We start from the raw sequence: 23,526 nt of genomic DNA, 5'->3' as shown, positions 1-23,526 counted from the left end.
GCGAGCCAACCCATGAGCGAAGAAAACAACACGACGCCCGCCACCGAGGTGCCACCCAAGGTCATCGAGCGCCGCGTGATCGAAAAGCGCGGGGCTGGCCTGTTCCGTCAATTCCTGCTGTTCCTGGCGGGCCTGTTGATCGGCGCCAACGGCGTGTATTACTGGATGCAGCGCGAAGCCGCGCGTGTGGCTTCCACGCAGTCTGCGCCTGCGGCCACCTTGCCGGCCCCCAATGCCACGCCGGCGCAGTCGCCCTCATCCACCGAGCCCCCGGCACGCATCATCGTCGACCCGCATGGCAGCGAACCGCCGATGGGCGCGTTGGCCGCGCCTGCACCCGCTGCACCGACCGCGCGTCCTGGCACGCTGGTCATCCCGGTGCAGGGCACGCAAGCCACCCAACTCATCGATACCTTTACCCAGGCGCGTGGCGACAATCGCGTGCATGACGCGATCGACATCATGGCCCCGCACGGCACGCCGGTGATCGCCGCGGCCGATGGCAAGGTGGCCAAGTTGTTCGAGAGCAAGGCGGGCGGCATTACCTTGTATCAGTACGATCCGGGCGAACGCTTCGTCTACTACTACGCGCACCTGCAGGGTTACGCCCCGGGCGTGGTCGAAGGCAAGACGATCAAGCAGGGCGAGGTGATCGGCTTTGTGGGCAGCACCGGCAACGCCAACCCCGATGGTCCGCATCTGCATTTCGCCGTCGGCGCGCTGACGGCGGAGAAAAAGTGGTGGGATTACACCGCCATCAATCCATACCCGTTGCTCACCGGGCGCTGAGGGCTGCGTAAAATCGCGGCATGACGTCCGATGCCGCGCTTGATGCGCTTCTGTTGCCACTCAACCAAGGCCTGCTGACTGCTGCGCCTGACACCTTGTTCCTGCGCGCGCGCGAAGGCGCGGGCCTGCATGCGCGCGGACAGCGAGACGCACTAACTTGCGTGCAGCCCTTCAAGCCATGGGACGATGCGCTCCAGCGAGCAGGGTTTGATGTCGCATCGGACTTGCCGTCGCGCACGTTTGATCAGGTGTGGCTCTTGCCGCCACGCCAGCGTGAGGAAGCACGCGCGCTGATCGCGCAGGCGTTCGACAGTTGCGAACCGGGCGGTGTCGTCGTGGCCAGCGTCGCCAACGACGAAGGTGCGAAGGCAATCGAAGGCGATTTCAAAAAATTGGCCGGCGCGCTGGATGGCACCTTGAGTAAATTCCACTGCCGCGTGTTCTGGGCCAAGCGCGATGACGCGCGCATCGATGCCGACGTATGGGCGCAGTGGCGGAAAGCCGATGCGCCGCGTTCCATCCTGGAGGGACGTTTCGTCAGTCGTCCCGGCGTGTTTGCGTGGAATCGGGTGGATGTCGGCTCCGAATTGTTGGCGGAACATCTGCCATCGAATGTGAGAGGTGCCGCCGCTGATTTGGGTGCAGGCTGGGGGTTTCTCTCCGATGCCTTGCTCACGCACAATCCCGGCATCACCACGCTCGATGCCCTCGAGGCCGATGCGCGCGCGCTGGAACTCGCACGACAAAACCTGGCCGCGCATGCTGACCGATGCGACATCCACTTTCATTGGCATGACGTGACTGCCGGGCTGCCCGTCGGCCGAAAATACGATGTCATCGTCAGCAACCCGCCGTTCCACGACACCGGCAAGGCATCGCAGCCCGAGATCGGCAAGCGCTTCCTGCAGGTGGCTGCAGAGGCACTCGCGCCACGCGGCACGTTCTGGCTGGTCGCTAATGCGCACCTGCCTTACGAAGCACTACTCGCCGAGCGCTTCGTTGATGTGCGCGTGGTGGTGAGTGCAAAGGGCTACAAAGTGTTCGAGGCACGCGGAGTGAAGCGATGAGCGGGAAGGTCAAGTTGCTGCGTTACCTCGCCAACCTGGGCTACGGCAGCCGCCGCGAAGTGCTTGGCCTGTTGGGCGAAGAACGCGTCACTGATGCTGCAGGCGAACTGCTCTATGGCGATGACGTGCGCCCGCACGAGGACATCCGCATCGATGGCGAAGCACTGGACCCTGCGCCCGGCCTGCTGCTGATGCTCAACAAGCCGGCGGGCGTGACCTGTTCTACCAAGGACCAAGGCAAGCTGGTCTACGACTTGTTACCCAAGCGCTTCCGTTTGCGTTCGCCGGTGGTATCACCGGTAGGGCGTTTGGATCGCGATACCTCGGGCCTGCTGTTGTTCACCGATGATGGCCAATTGCTGCACAAGATCATCTCGCCGAAATCGAAACTGCCGAAGGTCTATATCGCGGAGTTGGCGAATGATCTGCGCGGCAACGAGGTCGCTACCTTCGCCAGTGGCACATTGATGCTGGAAAGCGAGACCACCCCTTTGCTGCCCGCAGAGCTCGATGTACTCGGCCCGCGTCGCGCCCGCCTCACCTTGCACGAAGGCCGCTACCACCAGGTGCGCCGGATGTTCGCCGCCGTGGGCAACCACGTGGAATCGTTGCATCGCGAGCGCGTGGGTGGTTTGACCCTAGGCGATCTGCCGGAAGGTGAGTGGCGATTGTTGGGGGATGTTGATCGGGTGAAGTTGTTTGCTTGAATGCGTGCCTGGGTGAATGCCTGAGTGAATGCTTGAGTGGATCGATCATGGGTGCTCGGGTGTAGCGTCGCTGGGCAAGACGTTCTTCGCTGATCTGGTGATGTGGCAAACAAAAAGGCGATTTGAGCGAAGGGAGGGGCCCAATCTCTTTGAGGGGGGCGATCAGCTTTTTAATGTGGTTCGCGGGTCGGTGTGGAATCGCTGGGACTCTGCTTTTTGGCTGCAAGCGACCTGGAGTGCTCACTGTCCCTTGAGGCGCAAGGCATCCAGCAGCAGTGAAAACGCGGGCGAGGGGTGACGGCGGCTTAGGTAGTAGAGGTGGTAAGGCTCGAACGTCTTGCGCACGCTGCCGAGAACCTCGATGAGGTCTCCTGACGCCAGCGCGTCACGGAAGTACGCCTGCGGCAGATAAGCCAAGCCAAGTCCTGCCAGCGCTGCATCGCGCACGGAAGCGATGCTGTTGGTCACCAGTGGACCTTCCACTTTCACGCGTTGCTCCTTTCCTGCTTTGGAAAACAACCACGCAAAGTGCTCGCCGTGCGTGGGCAATCGCAGGTTGATGCAAGAATGCTCGATGAGATCCTGCGGGTGCTTGGGCGGCGGCCGCCTTGCAAAATAAGCGGGCGCGCCGACGACAGCCATCGGATGTGGACCGCTGATCTTCACCGCGATCATGTCCTTCGCCACCAGGCCGCCGCGACGAACACCGGCATCGAAGCGCCCGCTGACGATGTCGCTGAGACCGTAATCGATGGTCAATTCGATACGGATGTCCGGGTACTCTGGCAGGAAGCGGGCGATTGCCGGTTGCAGCACGCTATGCACCGCGTATTCGTCCGCGGTCAGGCGGATCGTCCCGGCGGGCTTGTCCCGCAATGCGGTGATCTGCTCCAGGCCGGACTCGATCTGACCCATCGACGGACCGATCAGCGCCAGGAGCCGTTCGCCGGCCGGGGTTGGCGACACGCTGCGGGTGGTGCGCGCGAACAGTCGTAGGCCTAGTCGCTCCTCTAGCCCACGGATCACCTGGCTCAGCGCCGATTGCGAAATGCCTAGGCGCGCCGCAGCGCGAGTTGAGTCGCCAGCACGACCCGGCAGAGATGATCGAGGCGATCATCGAGGTGATCGAGGCCGAACACCCGCCGTATCGCACGGTGCGTCCGGCGGTGGCAGAAGAGATGGTTCGCCGCGAGCAGGCAGAAGCCTGGGACCGAATGGCTTGAAACCAGGCGCCCGCTACAAGGGCGTCTGGTCAGTCTGCTGACAACAGCTTTCGGTACCCGTCGTTGCCGAGCGCGTCCATCGTCTTGATGTTGCGCTCGATGATCGTGTCCGGCTCTGGGTAGGCCGCGACCGCGCGGTCGAGGCTTTCCTCGCGCAACAAATGCAGCACGGGGTAGGGCGCGCGGTTGGTGTTGTTGCCGGCATCGTCGAACTCGGTGCCGGCGAACTGGTACTCGGGATGAAAGCTGGCGACTTGCAGTACGCCCTCCAGCTCCAGCGCCGCCAACAGCGCATCCGCATCATCAAGGAAATCGTTGTAGTCGAAGAAATCGCCCAGTACGCTGGGTAGCACGATCAGCGTAGTGTCGATCTCCTCGGCGGGCGTATCGCGCAGCAGCAGCATCTCTTCGCCCAGTTCCTCGCGCAGGTCGTCGATGTTGCCGGCATCGGATACTTTGATCCGCACCTGATCACGCACATAGACAGCCTTGGCAAACGGGCACAGGTTCTGCCCGATCACCGCGCGCTCCAGCCAGCGACGGATATCGGCTTCGATCGCTTCGTGCTCCAGCGGCGCGTTCATCACTCAGTCGCGGAAATTGTCGAACTGGAGCGGCAGTTCGAACTCCTTGCCGCGCAGTAGTGCCATGGTCGCTTGCAGGTCGTCGCGCTTTTTGCCGGTGACGCGCAATTTTTCGCCATTGATCTGGCTATCCACTTTCAGTTTGGCGGTCTTGATCTCGCCCTGGATCTTCTTCGCCAAGTCACGCCCGATGCCTTGCTTGACGGTGATCTTCTGCCGCGCGCCAGCGAGATTGGTTTCGACATCGCCCGCTTCGGTCGCACGCGGATCGATCTTTCGCGCGATCAAGCGTGCATCCAGGATGTCGCGCATCTGCTGCAATTGGAACTCACTTGGCGCGTGCAGAGAAATGACGGCGTCTTCCAAGGCGTAGGCGGCATCGACACCTTTGAAGTCGAAGCGCGTGCCCAGCTCGCGGTTGGCCTGGTCCACGGCGTTGGTGAGTTCGTGCGTATCTACTTCGGAAATGATGTCGAAGGAAGGCATGTCAGGAGTCAGTAGTGTTCGGGGTGTGCAGGATAGACCACGCTGCCTGCATCCCAGGTGATAGCCTGTCTCACCGACTCCTGCATCGATGTGATGGCCCCCTCGACACGTGCGACCTGGTTGATGTTGATGGCCGTCGCGGCATTCGCCGGTATGGACACATCGATGAAACTGCTTGCGGCGCATTACCCGCCATTGCAGGTCAGTGCGCTGCGCGGCTTCGCCTCGTTGCCGTTCGTGCTGGTCTGGGTGATGTCGACCAAGGGGCTGGCGTCGATAAGGCCAGTGCGTTGGGGACTGCACCTGCTGCGTGGCGTGCTGGCGATCGCGATGATCGTGGGCTTTGTTTACGGCCTTGCGCGCCTGCCGTTGTCGAGCACGTATGCGATCACTTTCATTGCCCCGCTATTGGTCACCGCGCTCGCCGTGCCACTGCTCGGTGAAAAAGTCGGCCCGCGACGTTGGGCGGCGATCGGGGTGGGGATGTTCGGCGTGTTGGTCATTCTGCGCCCGGGCGGCGATGTGTTCTCTTTGGCAGGCTTATCTGTGTTACTCGCCACGTTCTGCTGGGCGGCCAGTGCAATCACCGTGCGTGTACTGACGCGCAGCGACACCACCCAATCGATGGTGGTATGGATGCTGGTGCTATTGGGCTTTGGTGCTGCTGCCTTGGCATGGTCGTCGTGGCTGCCGATCCGGTCAGCCGACTGGGCCACAGTGCTGATGCTGGGGGCGTTCGGCGCCTGCGGCCAAGTTTTGCTGACCGAAGCCTTCCGCTTGGGCGAGGCCTCCAAGATCGCGCCACTCGAATACACCGCGCTGCTGTGGTCACTCGGCATCGACCTGGCGCTGTGGGGCGTGCTGCCCGATGCCGTCACATGGCTCGGCGCCGCAATCATCGTGGCTAGCGGCCTGTACCTGATCCGTCGCGAGTGCGTGCATGATGTGACCGAGCCGCCGTGAGCTGTTGATCAGATGCCGTTACTGCTTTTGCTGCCGATGCTTGTACTCGCCATCCTCGGGCTCTGGGCCGTGCTGTTGCCGATATCGCTGATCCAGCGCTATCGCTTCGGTCGCAAGCGCCGCCGAGTCGTGGCCTGGGCCAATTCGGCCAATGCGTGGTTGATGCTGATATCGGTGGCAGCCTTCTTCTTGAGCGGCTGGATGGCCACGCGTTGGCTACCGGATGCGCTCGTCATGGCTGCGATGGGTTTCGCGGTCGGCATCGCGCTTGGCATCCTCAATCTTTTGATCAGTCACCGTGAAGTAGAGGCGGGCAGCGTTTTCATCACGCCCAATGCTGTCCTGGTCCTGGGGATGACGTTGCTGGTCGCCAGCCGCATCCTGCTGGGGTTTTGGCAACTCTACGAGCACGGATTCCAGCTCCACCCGATCCAGCGCGAAGAGGCATGGTTCCTGCGCCCTGATAGCCTGTTCGCACTCGGCGGTTTGCTGCTGGGGCACTACTTCGCCTGGTGCTGGGGTTTGCGCTCTATGTTGCGTCGCTTACTGCCGCGTTGAGCCAAAAAGAAACGGGCCCTGAGGCCCGTTTCTTATGCAGCGGATCTAGCGTAGTCGGGCGTGCTGATCAGACAAGCTGATCAGAAACGCGCACCAACACCGACGCCCACCATCCACGGGTCCAGCTGGGCTTCGCCCACCTTCTGGCCGGCGCGGGTCACGTCCGATTTGCCGTCCATGTAGCGGGCTTCGGCGCGGGTGAACCAGCGGTCGTTGATGTTGAAGTCGGCGCCCACGGTGCCCATGGCACCCTTTGGCGAGCTCATGCCGAAGTGCTGGCCATTGAGATCCTTTTCTTCGCTGATGTTGGCTTGGTAATAGCCCAGGCCAACATACGGACGGATCGCCTGACCGGGCTGGCCGAAGTGGTACTGGCCACTGATGCCGTAGGGCTGTGCCTCGACCTGACCACCGATGCCGCTACCGACGACCTTGTGCTCAGACTTGTCCAGCGCGCCCCAGGCTTCGACCGCGATGTTGTCGGTCACGTGGTAGGCGACCGAGGCCGTGGGCAGGCCGCCGCCCTTCAGGCCGCGCTTCGGATCGTCACCGAAGGCGTCGCTCTTGGGCTTGAGGATGCCGTAGCCAGCGACAACCGAGATGCGCTTGTGCGCGCCGGTATCGCTCGTGGCTGTGGTCTCCATCGAGGTGGTGGAGGCATCCGCATCCTGCGCGAACGCAGTCGGGGCGGACAAGGCAAAGGCAGCAGCAATGGCGAGACTCAAAGTATGAAATTTCATGGGGGATCTCCTTTCTAGTTCTAGATGCCCGTGTAGCGGGCAGGCGCACCCTATCGAGATCGGCATGAACATTCGCTGGGCGTATGGTGTTGGAGCCGGGCAGGGTTCAGGCAAGACCATGTCCGTCCGATAATTTCAGCCGGATTAAAATAATGGCGTCGGCAACATTCGCCCCCGTGTATTTGTTTGAGCGCCTCGGATGCGGCCACAATAGGTCCCGAACACATCCAGACATCCAGCGGAGCGGTCATGGCGGAACTCAAAGAAGCACGCGTCCCCGATATTGGTGGTGACGCCGATGTCCCGGTGATCGAGTTGCTGGTCAAACCCGGCGACACGGTGTCCAAGGACCAGGGCCTGATCACGTTGGAGTCCGACAAGGCCACGATGGAGGTGCCTTCGCCCTTCGCTGGCACGGTGAAAGAGCTGAAAGTGAAACTGGGCGACGCGATGTCTGAAGGCAGCTTGGTCGCGCTGATCGAGGTGTCTGGGGATGATGCAACGCAGACGCCCTCGCGCGCCGAGCCCGAAGCCGCATCCGCCATCAGCCCCAGCAGCGAAACCGGTGCAAAGGTCGAGCCGGTCGATGTCGCCGCCGAGCCCGATCGTTTGACTCAAGAATCCATCGAATCCGCCGACGCGCGTCAGGCGGTCGATGAAGTGATGCAGCAGGTCAAGACGACGGTGACGCCTGCGGCCAACGCGATGGGCGCGGGCCTGCCGCCGGTGCGCTTCGAGGCCGATGCCGTGTTGCCGGACAAGGTGCCCTACGCCAGCCCCGCGGTGCGCCTGTACGCACGCGAGCTGGGCGTGGACCTGACGCAGATCACCGGCAGCGCCGACAAGGGCCGCATCACCCGCGAGGACGTGCAGAAGTTCGTCAAGGGCGCGCTGGCCGGTGGCGTGCGCCCGACGAGTGCGGGCGGCTCGGGCGGCGGATTGGATCTGTTGCCGTGGCCGAAGGTCGACTTCGCCAAGTTTGGCGAGGTCGAGGTCAAGCCGCTGCCTCGCATCAAGAAGATTTCCGGCGCCAACCTCGCGCGCAACTGGGCAATGATCCCGCACGTCACCCAGTTCGACAGTGCCGACATCACCGACCTGGAAGCACTGCGCGTCCAGCTCAACAAAGAGAACGAGAGGGCGGGCATCAAGCTGACCATGCTCGCCTTCCTGATGAAGGCCTCGGTCACGCTGCTCAAGCAATACCCGGACTTCAATGCCTCGCTGGATGCGTCCGGTGACAACCTGACGCTGAAGAAGTACTTCCATATCGGCTTTGCCGCCGACACGCCGAATGGCCTGGTTGTACCGGTGGTTCGCGATTGCGACAAGAAGGGCGTCATCGAGATCGCGCAAGAATCTTCCGCACTCGCGAAGAAGGCGCGCGAAGGCAAGCTCGGCCCGCCCGACATGCAGGGCGGCTGTTTCAGCATCAGTTCGCTCGGCGGTATCGGCGGCACGGCGTTCACGCCAATCGTCAATGCGCCGGAGGTCGCGATCCTCGGCGTATCGAAGTCGTCGATGCAACCGGTCTGGGACGGCAAGGAATTCGCCCCGCGCCTGATGCTGCCGCTGTCACTGTCCTACGATCACCGCGTGATCGATGGTGCCGCCGCCGCGCGCTTCACTGCCACGTTGGCACAGTTGCTCGCTGACATGCGCCGGGTGTTGCTCTGAGCGCGACATGAGATTGCAGCCCGAGATCGGCGACAAGATCGAACGTGCGCGCGACGTGGCAGAAGATGCCGGCGGTCGCGCGTTGGCTGATCTGCAGCCGTATCTCTCCACCAAGTTGCTGCAAATAGGTGATTTCAGTTTGACGGTCGGCGGCATCGTCGGTGCGGTGCTTGCGGTGATTGGCGCGCTCGTGATCTCCAAGTTGATCCGTGGTGCCATCAGCCGCTATGACAAGCGTAATCCGCGGGCCAGCCACGCGGCCCTGTACACGGTCTCGCGCATCGTCCACTACGTGTTGCTGGCAATCGGTGTGATGTTGGCACTGAATGCGTTGGGATTGCCGCTCAGCAAGTTCACCATCTTCGCGGGTGCGCTCGGCGTGGGCCTGGGCTTTGGCCTGCAGCAGATCTTCAGCAACTTTGTCTCGGGCTTGATCCTGCTGTTCGATCGCTCGCTGAAAGTCGGCGACTTCGTGCAAATCGACGACAACGTTCGTGGCGTGGTCAAGGCGATCGACATTCGCGCTACCCGCATCACCACCAACGACAACATCGACATCCTGGTGCCGAATTCCGAGTTCGTCAGCGGACGCGTCACCAACTGGACGTATCGCTCGGTCAATCGCCGCATCCGGGTGCCGTTTGGTGTGGCCTACGGCGTCGACAAGGAGTTGGTGAAAAAAGCCGCGCTCGAAGCAGCATCCAAAGTCCCCTTCACACTCAGTATGGAAGGGGATCGTGCGCCGCAAGTGTGGTTGGTTAATTTTGGCGACAGTGCGGTGGAGTTCATCCTTGCCGTGTGGCTGACCGAAGAGGCCGCGCGCCGCAACGTGGCGGTGAAGGCCGCGTACATGTGGGAGCTCGACACAGCGCTTAAGAAGTACGAAATCGAGATTCCGTTCCCGCAGCGCGACCTGCATGTACGCACGTTGTTCGGGATGGAAGGTGATGAGGCGATCAAGGTGTTGCGTGGTGAAACCATTGCAACCAGGAAGGCGAAGAGCGACACCCAAGACACGCTTAAGTTGAGTGACGCCGAGCGTGCCGAGCTCTCGCGTAATGACGCCGAAGCCGACACCAAGCGCGTGATCGAAGAAGAAAAGACCGAGGCGGAAGAAGCCGCCGCCACAGAACGGAGCAAACCGCATGGCAACGACTGAAGTACGCGTCCCCGATATTGGCAGCGATGCCGATGTTCCGGTGATCGAAATCCTGGTCAAACCGGGTGATGTGGTGACGAAAGACCAAGGTCTTGTCACGCTCGAATCCGACAAAGCGACGATGGAAGTGCCCTCCAGCACCGCGGGCGTGGTGAAAGAGCTGCGCGTGAAGCTAGGAGACAAACTGTCCGAAGGCGACGTGGTTGCGGTGATCGAGGTCGAAGGGGTGGGCGATGCGCCGGCCGCAGTTGCCGAGGCCAAACCCGAGGCGCCGAAAGCCGAAGCACCCAAGCCAGCCGTTGCGCCGGCAGCCGAGACGAGGCCCGCACCGCAAGCCGCGGCGTCCAGCGGTAAACAAGCCGACATCGAATGTCAGATGGTCGTGATTGGCGCAGGTCCTGGTGGTTACACCGCGGCGTTTCGCGCGGCGGATTTGGGTCTCGACACGGTGATCATCGAACGTTACGACACCCTGGGCGGCGTGTGCCTCAACGTGGGCTGCATACCGTCCAAGGCGCTCTTGCACGCCGCCGAAGTCATCGATGCCGCGGCGCACGCCAGCGACTTTGGCGTGACGTTTGCCAAGCCCAAGATCGACATCGACAAACTGCGTGCTTACAAGGAGAAAGTCGTCGGCCAGCTGACCAAGGGCCTGGCCGGCATGGCCAAGCAACGCAAGGTGCGCAGTGTGCAGGGCGTGGCCACGTTCGTATCGCCCAATGAACTCATCATCACCGGCGGTGATGGCAAGACGCAGTTGCTGCGTTTCCAGCACTGCATCATCGCCGCGGGCTCGCAAGCGGTGAAGTTGCCGGGCTTCCCGTGGGACGACGCGCGGGTGATGGATTCGACCGATGCGCTTGAGTTGGCAGAAGTGCCCAAAAAGTTGCTGGTGGTCGGCGGCGGCATTATTGGTCTTGAAATGGCGACGGTGTATCGCGGCCTGGGCAGCGAGGTCACGGTGGTCGAACTGGCGCCGCAACTGATCCCGGGTGCCGATGCCGATCTGGTCAAGCCGCTCGCCTCGCGCCTGAAGGCGCAGGGCGTCAATGTGCATCTCAAGACCAAGGTGGTGGAGGCGAAGGCACAGAAGAACGGCATCGTCTGCATATTCGAAGGGGACAGCATTCCCGGCACCAAGCAGTTTGATCGCGTGTTGGTCGCCGTGGGTCGCAGCGCGAACGGCGGTAAGCTGGCTGCGGACAAGGCCGGCGTCAACGTGGGTGAGCGCGGCTTGATCCCGGTCGATGACCAGATGCGCACCAACGTGCCGCACATATTCGCGATCGGTGACTTGGTCGGCCAGCCGATGCTGGCGCACAAGGCGACGCACGAAGGCAAGCTGGCGGCGGAAGTCGCGGCCGGCGAGAAGAAGAGTTGGGTCGCGCGGGTGATTCCGTCGGTCGCCTATACCGATCCGGAAATCGCGTGGGTCGGTGTCACCGAAACCGAAGCGAAAGAAAAAGGCTTGAAGATCGGCGTCGGCAAATTCCCGTGGGCCGCATCAGGCCGCGCAATTGGCTTGGGCCGTACCGAAGGCTTCACCAAGCTGGTGTTCGATGAGGCCACGCATCGGGTGATCGGCGGCGGCATCGTCGGCGTGCATGCGGGTGAGCTGATCAGCGAAGTGGCGTTGGCCATCGAGATGGGCGCGGAAGTCGCCGACATCGGCCACACCATCCATCCGCATCCGACGCTGGGCGAATCGGTGGGCATGGCCGCGGAAGTGTTCGACGGCACCATCACCGACCTCTACATCCCGAAGAAGAAATAACCTCAGGCGGCGATGCGGGGCGTAGACGTTAGGTTGCGTCGCGCCTCGATGCGCGTCCACACCTTTTCGTGGAAGTGGAAGGCGACGGTGTTGCAAGCCGGTTCGACCAGCGCGAGCGCGCCGCCCACCCACAGGCTGCCGGTCATCGCCCAGCCGACCAGGAAGGCGACGCAGAAATGCACGCCGGCGAAGCTGAGGGTCTTGGTCATGATGCGACTCCGATGAGAATCATTCTCATTTAAAGGCAGACGGGCTGGCTTGTCCAATCGTTTGCAGCGCTTGTCTCGATAGGCGTCAAAAATCGCGCATGCGGCCCAATCTGAACGGCCTCCCGGGTTGCCCCGCAAATTTCACGCCTGCTATACTTTCAAAGCTAAGTCGGGCGGTTTCGCTCGGCATACGTCGTCGTAGGGAAGCCAGTGTTCGATCCAGTCGCCCGATCCAAGCGGATGGTGAGACAGGCCGCCTTGCGGCAGATGTTGGTGGTGGCGCTGGTCGCCGTGGTTGCCGGTTTGTTGGCGCCGCAGGGCTTGCGCTTCGGTCTGGGCGTCGCCATCGGCGGCGTGGCGATTGTGCTGGGGAGCTGGTTGGCCTCGCGCATCGCGCTGACCGAGGGCGTCGCGCCCGCCAACGTCGTGCTGGTGCGCTGGTTTGCAGGCATCGTCATTCGCTGGGGGGTATTCCTGGTGGTGATGATCGGCGCGGCCGCGGTGTGGAACCTTCCGCCCGCCGCCTTGCTCCTGGGCGTGCTGGCGGCGTTGATTGCCTATGTAGTGACCGTGTCGTTCCAAACAGTCAGGAATTCCAACCCGTGATGGCTCCCGAAAAAGTTGGCGAACTGACGCCGACCGAATACATCCAGCACCACCTCAAGAACCTGACCCATAGCTTCGGCGGTGGCGATTTCATGACGTTGCACGTGGACACGTTCGTGACCGCGGTGCTGACCGGCTTGTTCATGGTGTTTCTGTTCTGGCTGGCCGTGCGCAAGCCAACTGCCGGTGTGCCGGGCAAGTGGCAGGCCTTCGTGGAGATTTGCCTGGAGTTCGTCCACACCCAGGTGAAGGACACCTACCACGGCAAGTCCAAGCTGGTGACGCCGATCGCCATCACCATCTTCTTCTGGATCCTCCTGATGAACCTCATCAAGATGATCCCGGCCGATTTCATCGCCAAGCCGCTTGAGCTGCTGGGCATCCACTACTGGAAGCCGGTCCCGACCGCCGACGTCAATGCCACCCTGGGCATGTCGATCAGCGTGTTCTTCCTGATGATCTTCTTCGCGCTGAAAGCCAAAGGCTTCGGCGGAATGACCAAGGAATTCCTGTTCCATCCCTTCGGTAAGTGGATGGTCCCGTTCAACCTCATCCTCAACATCGTCGAATGGCTGTCCAAGCCGATTTCGTTGGCGATGCGACTGTTCGGCAACATGTTCGGCGGCGAGATCGTGTTCCTGCTGATCTGGGTGCTTGGCGGTGCCAGCATCCTTGGCATGTTTGGTGGTGCGGCATTCGGCCTGGGCTGGATGATCTTCCACCTGCTGGTCATCCCGTTGCAGGCCTTCATCTTCATGATGTTGTCGATCGTCTACCTCAGCCTCGTCGAAGACGACGGCCACTGATTCTTCGTTTCACCTCATCGCTGTTCCCTTTCAACTTTTGTAAACCCGTTTGGAGATCACCATGGAAGCTCTTGCCAACCTCGCCCAGGTCCAGTCCTTCACCGCACTGGCCGTCGGCATCATGATCGGCCTCGCCGCCCTCGGCGCCGGCTTGGGTCTGGCCATCATGGCCGGCAAGTTCCTCGAGTCCGCCGCTCGTCAGCCGGAGCTGATCCCGGCCCTGCAGGTCCGCATGTTCATCACCGCCGGCCTGATCGACGCCGCGTTCATCATCTCGGTCGCCGTCGGCCTGCTGTTCGCCTTCGCCAACCCGTTCATCGGCGAATTCGTCAAGCGCCTGGTCGTCGTCGCTGTCTGATCTCGGGCAAGTCAAGGCGCGGCGGAACTTCCGGCGCGCCTGCTTGAACACCGCGTCCAAGACGCGATGACCGCAGAAACTGACGAGATACCGTTATGAACATTGGTCTCACCCTCATCGCCCAGTCCATCGCGTTTTTCGCGTTGATCTGGCTGATCGCCACCAAGATCTGGCCGCCGCTGCTGGCCGCGATCGAGGAGCGCCAGAAGAAGATCGCCGAAGGCCTCGCTGCCGCGGACAACAGCCAGAAAGCGCTCGCCGACGCGGAAGCACGTGCGAACGAAGAGCTGAAGGCTGCCCGCAGCAAGGCCAACGAGATCATCGAACAGGCCCACCAGCGTGCCAACCAGATCGTCGAGGCCGCGCGCCACGACGCGATCGAGGAAGGCGTGCGTCAGAAGGCCATCGTCGAAGCCGACATCGCCGCCAGCGCCAACCGTGCGCGCGAAGACCTGCGCAAGCAGGTGTCGCAGCTGGCTGTCAGTGGCGCCGAGAAGCTGATCCGCCGCGAAATTGACCCGGCTGCGCACAAGGCGTTGCTGGACGAATTGGCTGCCGAGATCTGACATGAGCCAGACGCTGACGCTTGCCCGTCCCTACGCCCGTGCTGCCTACCAGGTTGCGCGCGAAACCGGCAGCACCGGCTATTGGTCACAGGCACTGGCATTTGCTGCCCGCGTGGCCGCCGATCCGAAAGTGGATGGCCTGCTGGGCGATCCACGCCTGACCCGCGCCGACGCCGTCGCTTTGCTCTCGCCAGAGCAGACCACCGGAGCCGTGCGCGGTTTCCTGGGTCTGTTGGCGCAAAACGGTCGCATGAAGCTGCTGCCGGAAATTGCGGGCTTGTTCGAGCAGTTCCGCGCGGAAGCCGAGCAGATCGTGCGCGCCAAGATCACCTCGGCCGCACCGATGTCCGACGCGGAGCTGGAAAACCTGACGGCTGCGCTCAAGCGCCGTTTCGGTCGCGAAGTCGAAGTCGAAACCGGCGTGGATGCTTCGTTGATCGGCGGCGCGGTGATCGATGCCGGCGACGTCGTCATCGATGGCTCGGTCAAGGGCAAGCTGGCGCGTCTTGAAGCCGCTTTGACACAGTAAGGCGGGCCACGGCTCGCATCGCACAAACACATTGATTCACACGGCGGGTCCAGGCTCGCTCTACAGGAAACCAACATGGCTACCACGACGCTCAACCCGTCCGAAATCAGCGAACTGATCAAGAACCGCATCGAGCAGGTCAAGCTGGGCTCGGAAGCGCGCAACGAAGGCACCGTGACCAGCGTGTCCGACGGCATCGTGCGCATCTACGGCCTCGCCGACGCGATGCAGGGCGAAATGATCGAACTGCCGGGCAACACTTTCGCCCTGGCGCTGAACCTGGAGCGCGATTCGGTCGGCGCCGTGGTGCTGGGTGACTACGAGCACCTGCGCGAAGGCGACGTGGCCAAGACCACCGGCCGCATCCTCGAAGTGCCGACTGGTCCGGAACTGCTGGGCCGCGTGGTGAACGCGCTGGGCGAAGCGATCGACGGCAAGGGCCCGATCGATGCCAAGACCTCGGCGCCGGTGGAAGCCATCGCCCCGGGCGTGATCTGGCGCAAGTCGGTGTCGCAGCCGCTGCAGACCGGTTACAAGTCCATCGACAGCATGATCCCGATCGGCCGTGGCCAGCGTGAGCTGATCATCGGCGACCGCCAGACCGGCAAGACCGCGGTGGCGATCGACACGATCATCAACCAGAAGCACTCGGGCGTGAAGTGCATCTACGTCGCGATCGGCCAGAAGAACTCGACCATCGCCGGCATCGTCCGCAAGCTGGAAGAAACCGGCGCGATGGCGTACACGACCGTCGTGGCGGCTTCGGCCTCCGAATCGGCCGCGATGAACTTCATCGCTGCCTACTCCGGCTGCGCGATGGGCGAATACTTCCGTGATCGTGGCGAAGACGCCCTGATCATCTACGACGATCTGTCCAAGCAGGCCGTGGCCTACCGCCAGATCTCGCTGCTGCTCAAGCGCCCGCCGGGCCGCGAAGCCTACCCGGGTGACGTGTTCTACCTGCACAGCCGCTTGCTGGAACGTGCAGCCCGCGTGTCGGAAGAGTACGTCGAGAAGTTCACCAACGGCGCCGTGAAGGGCAAGACCGGTTCGCTGACCGCGCTGCCGATCATCGAAACGCAGGCCGGTGACGTGTCCGCGTTCGTGCCGACCAACGTGATCTCGATCACCGACGGCCAGATCTTCTTGGAAACGGACCTCTTCAACGCCGGTATCCGTCCGGCCGTGAACGCCGGTATCTCGGTCTCGCGCGTCGGTGGCGCCGCCCAGACCAAGATCATGAAGAAGCTGTCGGGCGGTATTCGTATCGCGCTCGCCCAGTACCGTGAGCTGGCGGCGTTCGCGCAGTTCGCTTCGGACCTGGATGATGCGACCCGCAAGCAGCTCGAGCGCGGCCAGCGCGTGACCGAACTGATGAAGCAGAAGCAGTACCTGCCGATGTCGGTCGCCCAGCAGGCGCTGTCGATCTACGCCGCCGACAAGGGCTACATGGATGACGTGCCGGTGTCCAAGGTCGGCGCCTTCGAGGAAGGCCTGCAGGCGCACTTCGCCAACAGCATGGCCGACACCATGCAGAAGATCGACGAGACCGGCGACTGGAACGACGAGCTCGAAGCTGCGTTCAAGCGTGGCATCGAAGACTTCGCCAAGACGGGCACCTGGTAAGTCATCAAGGCGGCTTAGGCCCCAAGACGACGAACTCAATCGAAACGGCGGGCTTGGCCCGCCCTCACGAGAAAAGAGATGGCAGGCGGACGCGAAATCAAATCCAAGATCAAGTCGGTGCAGAACACCCGCAAGGTGACGCGTGCGCTGGAAATGGTCTCGGCCTCCAAGATCCGCAAGGCGCAGGAGCGCATGAAGGCTTCGCGCCCGTATGCGCGTGCGATGAAGCAGTTGATCGGCCACGTGGCGCAGGCCAACGGCACCGATTACGTGCATCCGTGGATGGTGGAGCGCGAGGGCGTCAAGCGCGTCGGCTACATCGTCGTGTCCTCGGACCGCGGCCTGGCTGGCGGCCTCAACAACAACCTGTTCCGCAAGCTGCTGGGCGAGATCCGCAAGTGGCACGAGCAGGGCGTGGAAGTTGACATCGTCACCATCGGCCAGAAGGCCTCGGTGTTCTTCCGCCGCATCAAGGTCAACATGCTGGCTACGGTCACGCACCTGGGCGACACGCCGCACGTCGAACAACTCATCGGCGTGATCAAGGTGATGCTGGATGCGTATGACGCCGGCAACGTCGACCGCGTGTTCCTTTGCTACAACGACTTCGTCAACACCATGACCCAGCGCGCGGCGTTCGACCAGCTGCTGCCGCTGCCCCCGGCCGATGCCCAGATGGGCCGTCACAGCTGGGACTACATCTACGAACCCGACGCGCAAACGGTGCTGGAGCACCTGATGACCCGTTACGTCGAGTCGCTGGTGTACCAGGCCGTCATGGAAAACGTCGCCAGCGAGCACGCCGCCCGCATGGTGGCGATGAAGGCCGCATCGGACAACGCCACCAAGCTGATCGGCACGCTGAACCTGGTCTACAACAAGGCCCGCCAGGCGGCCATCACCCAAGAAATTTCGGAAATCGTCGGCGGCGCGGCAGCGGTCTGACGCCCAAGCGACGCAACGACAAGACTAGAGACTGAGGAAACCACCATGAGCCAAGGCAAGATCGTCCAGATCATCGGCGCCGTCGTCGACGTCGAATTCCCGCGCGAAGGCGTGCCGAAGGTGTACGACGCGTTGAAGGTGCAGAACACCGACATCACGCTGGAAGTGCAGCAGCAGCTGGGTGACGGCGTGGTGCGTGCGATCGCCCTCGGCTCGACCGACGGCCTGAAGCGCGGCCTCGTTGCCGACAACACCGGTCGCGCGATCGCGGTGCCGGTGGGTGAAGCCACCCTTGGCCGCATCATGGACGTGCTGGGCAACCCGATCGACGAAGTCGGCCCGATCAACTCGGAAGCGCATTGGGAAATCCATCGCCCCGCGCCTTCGTACGAAGATCAGGCAGCCACGAATGACCTGCTCGAGACCGGCATCAAGGTGATCGACCTGATGTGCCCGTTCGCCAAGGGCGGCAAGGTGGGCCTGTTCGGCGGTGCAGGCGTCGGCAAGACCGTGAACATGCTGGAGCTGATCAACAACATCGCCACCCAGCACTCGGGTCTGTCGGTGTTCGCCGGCGTCGGTGAGCGTACCCGCGAAGGCAACGACTTCTATCACGAGATGCAGGAAGCCGGCGTCGTCAAGGTGGACAACCTGCCGGAGTCCAAGGTGGCAATGGTGTACGGCCAGATGAACGAGCCGCCGGGCAACCGTCTGCGCGTCGCGCTGACCGGCCTGACCATGGCCGAGTACTTCCGCGACCAGAAGGACGCCAGCGGCAAGGGCCGTGACGTGCTGTTCTTCGTCGACAACATCTACCGCTACACGCTGGCCGGTACCGAAGTGTCGGCGCTGCTGGGCCGCATGCCGTCGGCCGTGGGTTACCAGCCGACCCTGGCCGAGGAAATGGGCGTCCTGCAGGAGCGCATCACCTCGACCAAGACCGGTTCGATCACCTCGATCCAGGCCGTGTACGTGCCCGCGGATGACTTGACCGACCCGTCGCCGGCGACCACGTTTGCCCACTTGGACTCGACCGTCACGCTGTCGCGCCAGATCGCATCGCTCGGCATCTACCCGGCCGTGGATCCGCTGGACTCCACCAGCCGCCAGATGGACCCGAACGTCATCGGCAACGAGCACTACGACACCGCGCGTCGTGTGCAGGGTACCTTGCAGAAGTACAAGGAGCTGAAGGACATCATCGCGATCCTGGGCATGGACGAGCTGTCGGAAGAAGACAAGCTGGCCGTGGCCCGCGCGCGCAAGATCGAGCGCTTCTTCTCGCAGCCCTTCCACGTGGCCGAAGTGTTCACCGGCTCGCCGGGTAAGTACGTGTCGCTGAAGGACACCATCCGCGGCTTCAAGATGATCGTGGACGGCGAATGCGACGACATCCCGGAGCAGGCGTTCTACATGGTCGGCGGCATCGAAGAAGCCATCGAGAAGGCGAAGAAGCTCGCGGCCTGATCGCCGCGAACTGAGAGTTAATCGGAGAACTGCATGGCTAGCGAGACCACCATCCGCTGCGACATCGTCAGCGCTGAAGCGCAGATCTACTCCGGTGAGGCCGTGCTGGTCGTGGCCACCGGTGAAGTCGGCGAGCTGGGCATCGCGCCCAAGCACGCGCCACTGATCACGCGTCTGAAGCCCGGCAAGGTCGTGGTGACCACGCCGTCCGGCGAGCATCTGGACTTTGCGATCTCGGGCGGCATGCTGGAAGTGCAGCCGGAAGTCGTGACCGTGCTGGCCGACACCGCCGTGCGCGCGCAGGACATCGACGAGGCGGCGGTTCGCGCAGCCAAGGAAGAAGCCGAGCGCATCCTGCAGGGCCGTGGCGAGGCGATGGAAATCGTCGAAGCGCAGAAGCGTCTGGCCGAAGTCAGCGCCCAGTTGGCGGCGCTGGAGCGCCTGCGCAAGAACCTCAAGCACTGAGTCCTTGCGGCAGTGTTCAACGAAGAAACCGGCCTTGCGCCGGTTTTTTCATGCGTGGCTGTCCGGCTTGTTGTAGACCCAATGACGTGAAAGCAGGAAGCCGATGGCACCGGAGGCAAGGTCTGCCGCCGGCTTCAACAACTGCGCCATGCGCAAGCCGAAATGAGCATCGATGAGGTGCACGGCCCAGGTGTTGACGACCGTCAGGCCGATCCACATCAACACGAAGCGTCGCAGTGCGCGACGACCCACGTGCGTGTCGTCGCCGGCGAAGGTCCATTTCCCGTTGAGCCAGAAGCCCAGCATGGCGCCGCAGATGCGGCCGATGACATTGGCGGGCGCGACCGGCATCACCCACTCGCTGAGCGCCAACATCAGACCGTATTCGACCACCCACTGGACCAGGCCGATGGCTGTGTAACCACCCAAGTGTTTGCGCAGTGTCATTCGACTTGGGGGCGGGCGATATCCATAAGGTGCCGCATGGTAGCAGCGCGTCCCGTAAAATCCCGGAAAAGACCAGGAAACTCCGCATGACCGACGCCCCGTTGCATGTCGTCATCCTCGCCGCCGGCGAGGGCAAGCGCATGAAGTCCCGCACCCCCAAGGTGCTGCAGAAGATTGCCGGCCGCCCGATGCTGGCGCATGCGATCGATGCGGCGCGGGCGCTGACGCCGGCCGGCATCCACGTGGTGTATGGGCATGGGGGTGAGCAAGTACGTGAAGCCTTTGCCGACCAGGCCGACCTGCAATGGGCGGAGCAGCGCGAGCGATTGGGCACCGGTCATGCCGTGCAACAAGTCATTGATCAGATTCCCGATGGTGCCCGCGTCCTGGTGCTGTATGGCGATGTGCCGCTGATCACGCCCGATACCCTGCGTCATTTGCTGGCCAAGGAAGCGCGTTTGACGGTGCTGGTGGCGGATCTGGACAACCCGACCGGGTATGGCCGCATCGTCCGCGATGCCGAGGGCAATGTCGGTGCCATCGTCGAAGAAAAGGATGCCGATGCGGAAATCCGTCGCATCAACACGATCAATACCGGCATCCTTGCAGCGGATGGCAATGCACTGAAGAGCTGGCTGGCGAATCTTTCCAATGAGAATGCGCAGGGCGAGTACTACCTGACCGATGTCTTTGCGCAGGCCGCACACGAATACACCGCCGCCGAAATGATCCATGTCGCTGACCCGATGGAAACCGAAGGCGCGAATGACCCGTGGCAATTGGCGCAGCTCGAGCGCGCCTTCCAGCGCCGCGAGGTCAAGGCGCTGTGCGTGCAGGGCATCCGTTTTGCCGACACCGCGCGTGTGGATGTGCGCGGCACCGTCCGCGCCGAGAGCGACGTCGAGGTAGATGTCGACGTCATCTTCGAAGGCGAGGTGGTGCTGGGCGAAGGCGTGAAAATCGGCCCGTTCTGCCGCTTGAAGGATGTGGTGCTCGGCCCGGGCACGGAAGTGCGTGCGCACTCTGATCTGGAAGGTGCACGCACCGAAGGCGCGGTGATGATCGGCCCGTTCGCCCGGCTTCGTCCCGGTACCGTGCTCGCGGATGGCGTGCACATCGGCAACTTCGTCGAGGTGAAGAAGTCGGTGCTGGGCGTATCCAGCAAGGCCAATCACTTGAGCTATATAGGCGATGCCGAGGTGGGCGCAGGCGTGAACATCGGTGCAGGCACCATCACCTGCAACTACGACGGCGTGAACAAGTCGACCACCGTGATTGCCGACGGCGCGTTCATCGGCTCCAACAGCGCCTTGGTGGCGCCGGTCAAGATTGGCGCTGGGGCGACGATCGGCGCGGGCTCGGTCATCACCAAAGATGCACCAGAGGATGCGTTGACTGTCGCGCGTGGCCGCCAGCAAACGTTGGAAGGCTGGCGCCGGCCGACCAAGAGCTGATCAGCCAGCCGTGCGCAGTGCCTGAGGAATCAGTTGACGCTGCACGTCAGCGTTAGCGTCACGGTGCTGCCCGGCGGGAAGGTCGTGATGGCCAAGCCCCCTGCCTGCAATGCTCCCAAGGAGAGGGCGGCGGGGGCCGTGATGCCGCCAGGGCAGGTCGCGCCCCCCGTGGTTGTGCTGCAGGTGGCGGCTGTGCAGGAAAGCCCGCTGACGACCGTATCCTGTATCACCGTGCCATTGGCGGCCGAAGGCCCTGGATTGCTGGCGACGATAAGGTAGTTAAGCGTGTCTGGGAAGGGAAAACGAGGAACACGAGGCTAAATCGTCTAAAATCAGCAGCTTGGCTTGGGAGTACTCAGCATGTGTGGAATTGTAGGCGCCATCGCGCAGCGTGACGTGGTCCCGGTCCTGATCGAGGGACTCAAGCGCCTGGAATATCGTGGCTACGACTCGTCGGGCATCGCAGTGGTTGAAGAAGAGAGCATGCGCCGCGTGCGTCGCACCGGCCGCGTGTCCGAGATGGAGGCCGCCGCGCTCGCCGATGGCCTCAGCGCGCAGCTTGGCATCGGTCACACTCGCTGGGCCACGCATGGCGGCGTGACCGAGACGAATGCGCATCCGCACATGAGTGAGGGCGTTGCCCTGGTTCACAACGGCATCATTGAAAACCACGAAGAGCAGCGTGAGCGATTGCAGGCACTCGGTTATCAGTTTGAATCTCAGACCGATACCGAAGTCATCGCACATCTCATTCATCACCACATGGCGGGTGGGAACGATCTGCTCGCTGCCTTGCAGCGCGCTGTCAAGGAGCTGCATGGCGCGTATGCGCTCGCGGTGGTCAGCCAGAACGATCCGACCCGGATGGTCGTCGCGCGTATGGGGTGCCCGCTGTTGATCGGTTTGGGGGATGGCGAGAATTTCGTTGCCTCCGATGTGTCAGCGATCATCCAGGCAACCCGCCGTGTGATCTTCCTGGAAGAAGGTGACACCGCGGAACTCACGCGCGCGAGCGCCCGCGTGTTCGATGCCAACGACGCCGAGGTCGAGCGCGAGGTCCATGTGTCGGACGTCTCGCTGGCCTCGCTCGAGCTTGGGCCCTATCGCCACTTCATGCAGAAAGAGATCCACGAGCAGCCGCGTGCGCTGGCCGACACCATCGAAGGCGTGGCGGATCTGGGATGCTTCGATTTGCAGCTCTTCGGCGACAATGCGGCCGAGGTGCTGGGGGATGTCGAGTCGGTGCAGATCCTCGCTTGCGGTACCAGCTACTACGCCGGCATGGTGGCGAAGTACTGGCTGGAAGATATCGCCGGCATCGCCTGCAATGTGGACATCGCCAGCGAGTATCGCTACCGCAAGGTAGTGGCCAACCCGAAGCAGCTCATCGTCACCATCTCGCAGTCGGGAGAAACCCTCGACACCATGGAGGCGCTGAAGTACGCGAAGTCACTGGGGCAAGACAAGACGCTGTCCATTTGCAACGTGCCGGAAAGCGCGATCCCGCGTGCCAGCAAGCTGGTGTTCTACACCCGCGCCGGTGCAGAGATCGGTGTGGCATCGACCAAGGCCTTCACCACGCAGTTGGTCGCCTTGTTCATCCTGACCTGCACCTTGGCGAAACTGCGTGGTCGGTTGGATGAGGGGCGTGAAGCAGAACTCGTCGAAGCGCTGCGTCATTTGCCTGGCAGCGTGCAGCATGCCTTGAATCTGGAACCGCAGATTGCAACCTGGAGCGAACGCTTTGCACCGAAGCATCATGCCTTGTTCCTGGGGAGGGGCGTGCATTACCCGATCGCGCTCGAAGGCGCGTTGAAGCTGAAAGAGATCAGCTACATCCACGCTGAGGCTTATCCCGCCGGTGAGCTCAAACATGGGCCGCTGGCGCTTGTCGATAGCGATATGCCGGTGGTGGTGATCGCACCGAACGACAGCTTGCTGGAAAAAGTGAAATCCAACATTCAGGAGGTCCGTGCACGCGGCGGCGAGATGTTTGTCTTTGCCGATGCCGATAGCCACTTCAGCGAATCCGAAGGCGTGCACGTCATCCGCACGCCGCGTCATGTTGGTGTGTTGTCGCCCATCGTGCACTCCATCCCCGTGCAACTCTTGGCCTACCACGCGGCATTGGCGCGTGGCACGGACGTGGACAAGCCGCGCAATCTGGCCAAATCGGTCACGGTGGAGTGACCCACGCATGAAAAAAGCAAGCGGGGTGGGGCGTGCCATTAATGTTGGGGATTAAAACAAAAAGTGTTCGGGTAATTGGCAATATAGTTGGGGTGGTCGTGATAGCCCGCTGAAAACGCGCAAAAAGGAAG

At 62.5% G+C, this 23,526-nt stretch carries 26 protein-coding genes and 1 pseudogene; 20 read left to right on the top strand and 7 right to left on the bottom strand.

The features are described 5' to 3' along the window. Window positions 1-12 precede the first annotated feature (12 nt). Genes BW989_RS11870 through BW989_RS11860 form a run of 3 tightly spaced genes read left to right on the top strand, consistent with a single transcriptional unit; the run spans window position 13 to window position 2,563 of the window. Window positions 13-789, top strand: coding sequence for a M23 family metallopeptidase (locus BW989_RS11870; protein ID WP_083688574.1), 777 nt, complete (start codon window positions 13-15; stop codon window positions 787-789). Window positions 790-809: 20 nt separating this feature from the next. Next, entirely contained in the window at window positions 810-1,856 is a 1,047-nt protein-coding gene (locus tag BW989_RS11865) for a class I SAM-dependent methyltransferase (protein WP_076588563.1), read from the top strand. Beyond that, window positions 1,853-2,563, top strand: coding sequence for a pseudouridine synthase (locus BW989_RS11860; RefSeq protein ID WP_076588561.1), 711 nt, complete (start codon window positions 1,853-1,855; stop codon window positions 2,561-2,563). The genes BW989_RS11865 and BW989_RS11860 overlap by 4 nt, the downstream gene beginning before the upstream one ends. A gap of 240 nt (window positions 2,564-2,803) precedes the next feature. Here BW989_RS11860 and BW989_RS11855 read toward each other — a convergent pair whose 3' ends face one another. Then, the gene (locus BW989_RS11855; protein WP_076588558.1) at window positions 2,804-3,661 is read right to left on the bottom strand and encodes a LysR family transcriptional regulator; all 858 of its coding nucleotides are present in this window, start codon (window positions 3,659-3,661) and stop codon (window positions 2,804-2,806) included. Here BW989_RS11855 and BW989_RS11850 point away from each other — a divergent pair. Then, complete coding sequence (locus BW989_RS11850; RefSeq protein ID WP_207551653.1) at window positions 3,637-3,786, top strand: hypothetical protein; 150 nt, start codon at window positions 3,637-3,639, stop codon at window positions 3,784-3,786. The two genes, BW989_RS11855 and BW989_RS11850, sit on opposite strands and share 25 nt — an antisense overlap. Window positions 3,787-3,815: 29 nt before the next feature. On the opposite strand, the gene BW989_RS11845 is transcribed toward BW989_RS11850, so the two are convergent. Continuing rightward, window positions 3,816-4,370: a DUF1415 domain-containing protein gene (locus BW989_RS11845; RefSeq protein ID WP_076588555.1), complete on the bottom strand. Its 555-nt coding sequence runs from the start codon at window positions 4,368-4,370 to the stop codon at window positions 3,816-3,818. Between the two features lie 3 nt (window positions 4,371-4,373). Further along, on the bottom strand, window positions 4,374-4,856 hold the full coding sequence (locus BW989_RS11840) for a YajQ family cyclic di-GMP-binding protein (RefSeq protein ID WP_076588553.1): 483 nt from the start codon (window positions 4,854-4,856) through the stop codon (window positions 4,374-4,376). A gap of 93 nt (window positions 4,857-4,949) precedes the next feature. Here BW989_RS11840 and BW989_RS11835 point away from each other — a divergent pair, with 93 nt between their 5' ends. Beyond that, complete coding sequence (locus tag BW989_RS11835) at window positions 4,950-5,819, top strand: DMT family transporter (RefSeq protein ID WP_242651440.1); 870 nt, start codon at window positions 4,950-4,952, stop codon at window positions 5,817-5,819. Between the two features lie 12 nt (window positions 5,820-5,831). Further along, complete coding sequence (locus tag BW989_RS11830; RefSeq protein ID WP_076588551.1) at window positions 5,832-6,377, top strand: hypothetical protein; 546 nt, start codon at window positions 5,832-5,834, stop codon at window positions 6,375-6,377. Window positions 6,378-6,457: 80 nt separating this feature from the next. On the opposite strand, the gene BW989_RS11825 is transcribed toward BW989_RS11830, so the two are convergent. Then, on the bottom strand, window positions 6,458-7,117 hold the full coding sequence (locus BW989_RS11825; RefSeq protein WP_076588549.1) for an OmpW/AlkL family protein: 660 nt from the start codon (window positions 7,115-7,117) through the stop codon (window positions 6,458-6,460). 249 nt (window positions 7,118-7,366) lie between these two features. On the opposite strand from BW989_RS11825, the gene BW989_RS11820 reads away from it, so the two are divergent. Genes BW989_RS11820 through lpdA form a run of 3 tightly spaced genes read left to right on the top strand, consistent with a single transcriptional unit; the run spans window position 7,367 to window position 11,727 of the window. Continuing rightward, window positions 7,367-8,794, top strand: coding sequence for a dihydrolipoyllysine-residue acetyltransferase (locus tag BW989_RS11820; protein WP_076588546.1), 1,428 nt, complete (start codon window positions 7,367-7,369; stop codon window positions 8,792-8,794). A gap of 7 nt (window positions 8,795-8,801) precedes the next feature. Beyond that, complete coding sequence (locus tag BW989_RS11815; RefSeq protein WP_083688572.1) at window positions 8,802-9,953, top strand: mechanosensitive ion channel family protein; 1,152 nt, start codon at window positions 8,802-8,804, stop codon at window positions 9,951-9,953. After that, a complete protein-coding gene (lpdA, locus tag BW989_RS11810; protein ID WP_076588544.1) occupies window positions 9,940-11,727 on the top strand; it encodes a dihydrolipoyl dehydrogenase in 1,788 nt (595 codons plus the stop codon). Before BW989_RS11815 ends, lpdA begins: the two co-directional genes overlap by 14 nt. A gap of 2 nt (window positions 11,728-11,729) precedes the next feature. Here the strand turns inward: lpdA and BW989_RS11805 are convergent, their stop codons facing one another. Beyond that, window positions 11,730-11,936: a DUF2061 domain-containing protein gene (locus BW989_RS11805; RefSeq protein ID WP_076588542.1), complete on the bottom strand. Its 207-nt coding sequence runs from the start codon at window positions 11,934-11,936 to the stop codon at window positions 11,730-11,732. A 240-nt stretch (window positions 11,937-12,176) separates the two neighbouring features. Here BW989_RS11805 and BW989_RS11800 point away from each other — a divergent pair, with 240 nt between their 5' ends. From BW989_RS11800 to BW989_RS11760, 9 genes are all read left to right on the top strand, one after another. Beyond that, on the top strand, window positions 12,177-12,542 hold the full coding sequence (locus BW989_RS11800; RefSeq protein ID WP_076588540.1) for a hypothetical protein: 366 nt from the start codon (window positions 12,177-12,179) through the stop codon (window positions 12,540-12,542). Continuing rightward, on the top strand, window positions 12,542-13,348 hold the full coding sequence (gene atpB, locus BW989_RS11795) for a F0F1 ATP synthase subunit A (protein WP_076588538.1): 807 nt from the start codon (window positions 12,542-12,544) through the stop codon (window positions 13,346-13,348). The genes BW989_RS11800 and atpB overlap by 1 nt, the downstream gene beginning before the upstream one ends. 61 nt (window positions 13,349-13,409) lie before the next feature. Continuing rightward, entirely contained in the window at window positions 13,410-13,706 is a 297-nt protein-coding gene (atpE, locus tag BW989_RS11790) for a F0F1 ATP synthase subunit C (RefSeq protein WP_129582923.1), read from the top strand. Between the two features lie 95 nt (window positions 13,707-13,801). Beyond that, window positions 13,802-14,272: a F0F1 ATP synthase subunit B gene (locus BW989_RS11785; protein WP_076588535.1), complete on the top strand. Its 471-nt coding sequence runs from the start codon at window positions 13,802-13,804 to the stop codon at window positions 14,270-14,272. A 1-nt stretch (window position 14,273) separates the two neighbouring features. Then, window positions 14,274-14,801, top strand: coding sequence for a F0F1 ATP synthase subunit delta (locus BW989_RS11780; protein ID WP_076588533.1), 528 nt, complete (start codon window positions 14,274-14,276; stop codon window positions 14,799-14,801). Between the two features lie 75 nt (window positions 14,802-14,876). Further along, on the top strand, window positions 14,877-16,427 hold the full coding sequence (atpA, locus tag BW989_RS11775) for a F0F1 ATP synthase subunit alpha (RefSeq protein ID WP_076588531.1): 1,551 nt from the start codon (window positions 14,877-14,879) through the stop codon (window positions 16,425-16,427). A gap of 78 nt (window positions 16,428-16,505) precedes the next feature. Next, on the top strand, window positions 16,506-17,372 hold the full coding sequence (gene atpG, locus BW989_RS11770) for a F0F1 ATP synthase subunit gamma (RefSeq protein ID WP_076588529.1): 867 nt from the start codon (window positions 16,506-16,508) through the stop codon (window positions 17,370-17,372). A 45-nt stretch (window positions 17,373-17,417) separates the two neighbouring features. Next, on the top strand, window positions 17,418-18,839 hold the full coding sequence (gene atpD / locus BW989_RS11765) for a F0F1 ATP synthase subunit beta (RefSeq protein ID WP_076588527.1): 1,422 nt from the start codon (window positions 17,418-17,420) through the stop codon (window positions 18,837-18,839). Window positions 18,840-18,872: 33 nt separating this feature from the next. Beyond that, window positions 18,873-19,304 carry a F0F1 ATP synthase subunit epsilon gene (locus BW989_RS11760; protein WP_076588524.1) on the top strand — a complete coding sequence of 144 codons (432 nt, stop codon included), beginning with the start codon at window positions 18,873-18,875 and terminating at the stop codon, window positions 19,302-19,304. A gap of 48 nt (window positions 19,305-19,352) precedes the next feature. Here the strand turns inward: BW989_RS11760 and BW989_RS11755 are convergent, their stop codons facing one another. Beyond that, a complete protein-coding gene (locus BW989_RS11755; protein ID WP_076588522.1) occupies window positions 19,353-19,751 on the bottom strand; it encodes a GtrA family protein in 399 nt (132 codons plus the stop codon). 86 nt (window positions 19,752-19,837) lie between these two features. Here BW989_RS11755 and glmU point away from each other — a divergent pair, with 86 nt between their 5' ends. After that, a complete protein-coding gene (glmU, locus tag BW989_RS11750; RefSeq protein WP_076588520.1) occupies window positions 19,838-21,205 on the top strand; it encodes a bifunctional UDP-N-acetylglucosamine diphosphorylase/glucosamine-1-phosphate N-acetyltransferase GlmU in 1,368 nt (455 codons plus the stop codon). 29 nt (window positions 21,206-21,234) lie between these two features. On the opposite strand, the pseudogene BW989_RS12990 reads toward glmU, so the two are convergent. Further along, window positions 21,235-21,483, bottom strand: a pseudogene (locus BW989_RS12990) (hypothetical protein); the annotation flags it as partial. A gap of 82 nt (window positions 21,484-21,565) precedes the next feature. Here BW989_RS12990 and glmS point away from each other — a divergent pair. Further along, entirely contained in the window at window positions 21,566-23,395 is a 1,830-nt protein-coding gene (gene glmS / locus BW989_RS11740; RefSeq protein WP_076588515.1) for a glutamine--fructose-6-phosphate transaminase (isomerizing), read from the top strand. Window positions 23,396-23,526 lie beyond the last annotated feature (131 nt).

It is taken from the genome of Solilutibacter tolerans (genome assembly GCF_900155935.1).
Classification (GTDB): Bacteria; Pseudomonadota; Gammaproteobacteria; order Xanthomonadales; family Xanthomonadaceae; genus Solilutibacter; species Solilutibacter tolerans.
Note: the sequence above shows the minus strand (reverse complement) of the source record. Positions and strands in the feature narration are given on the sequence as shown.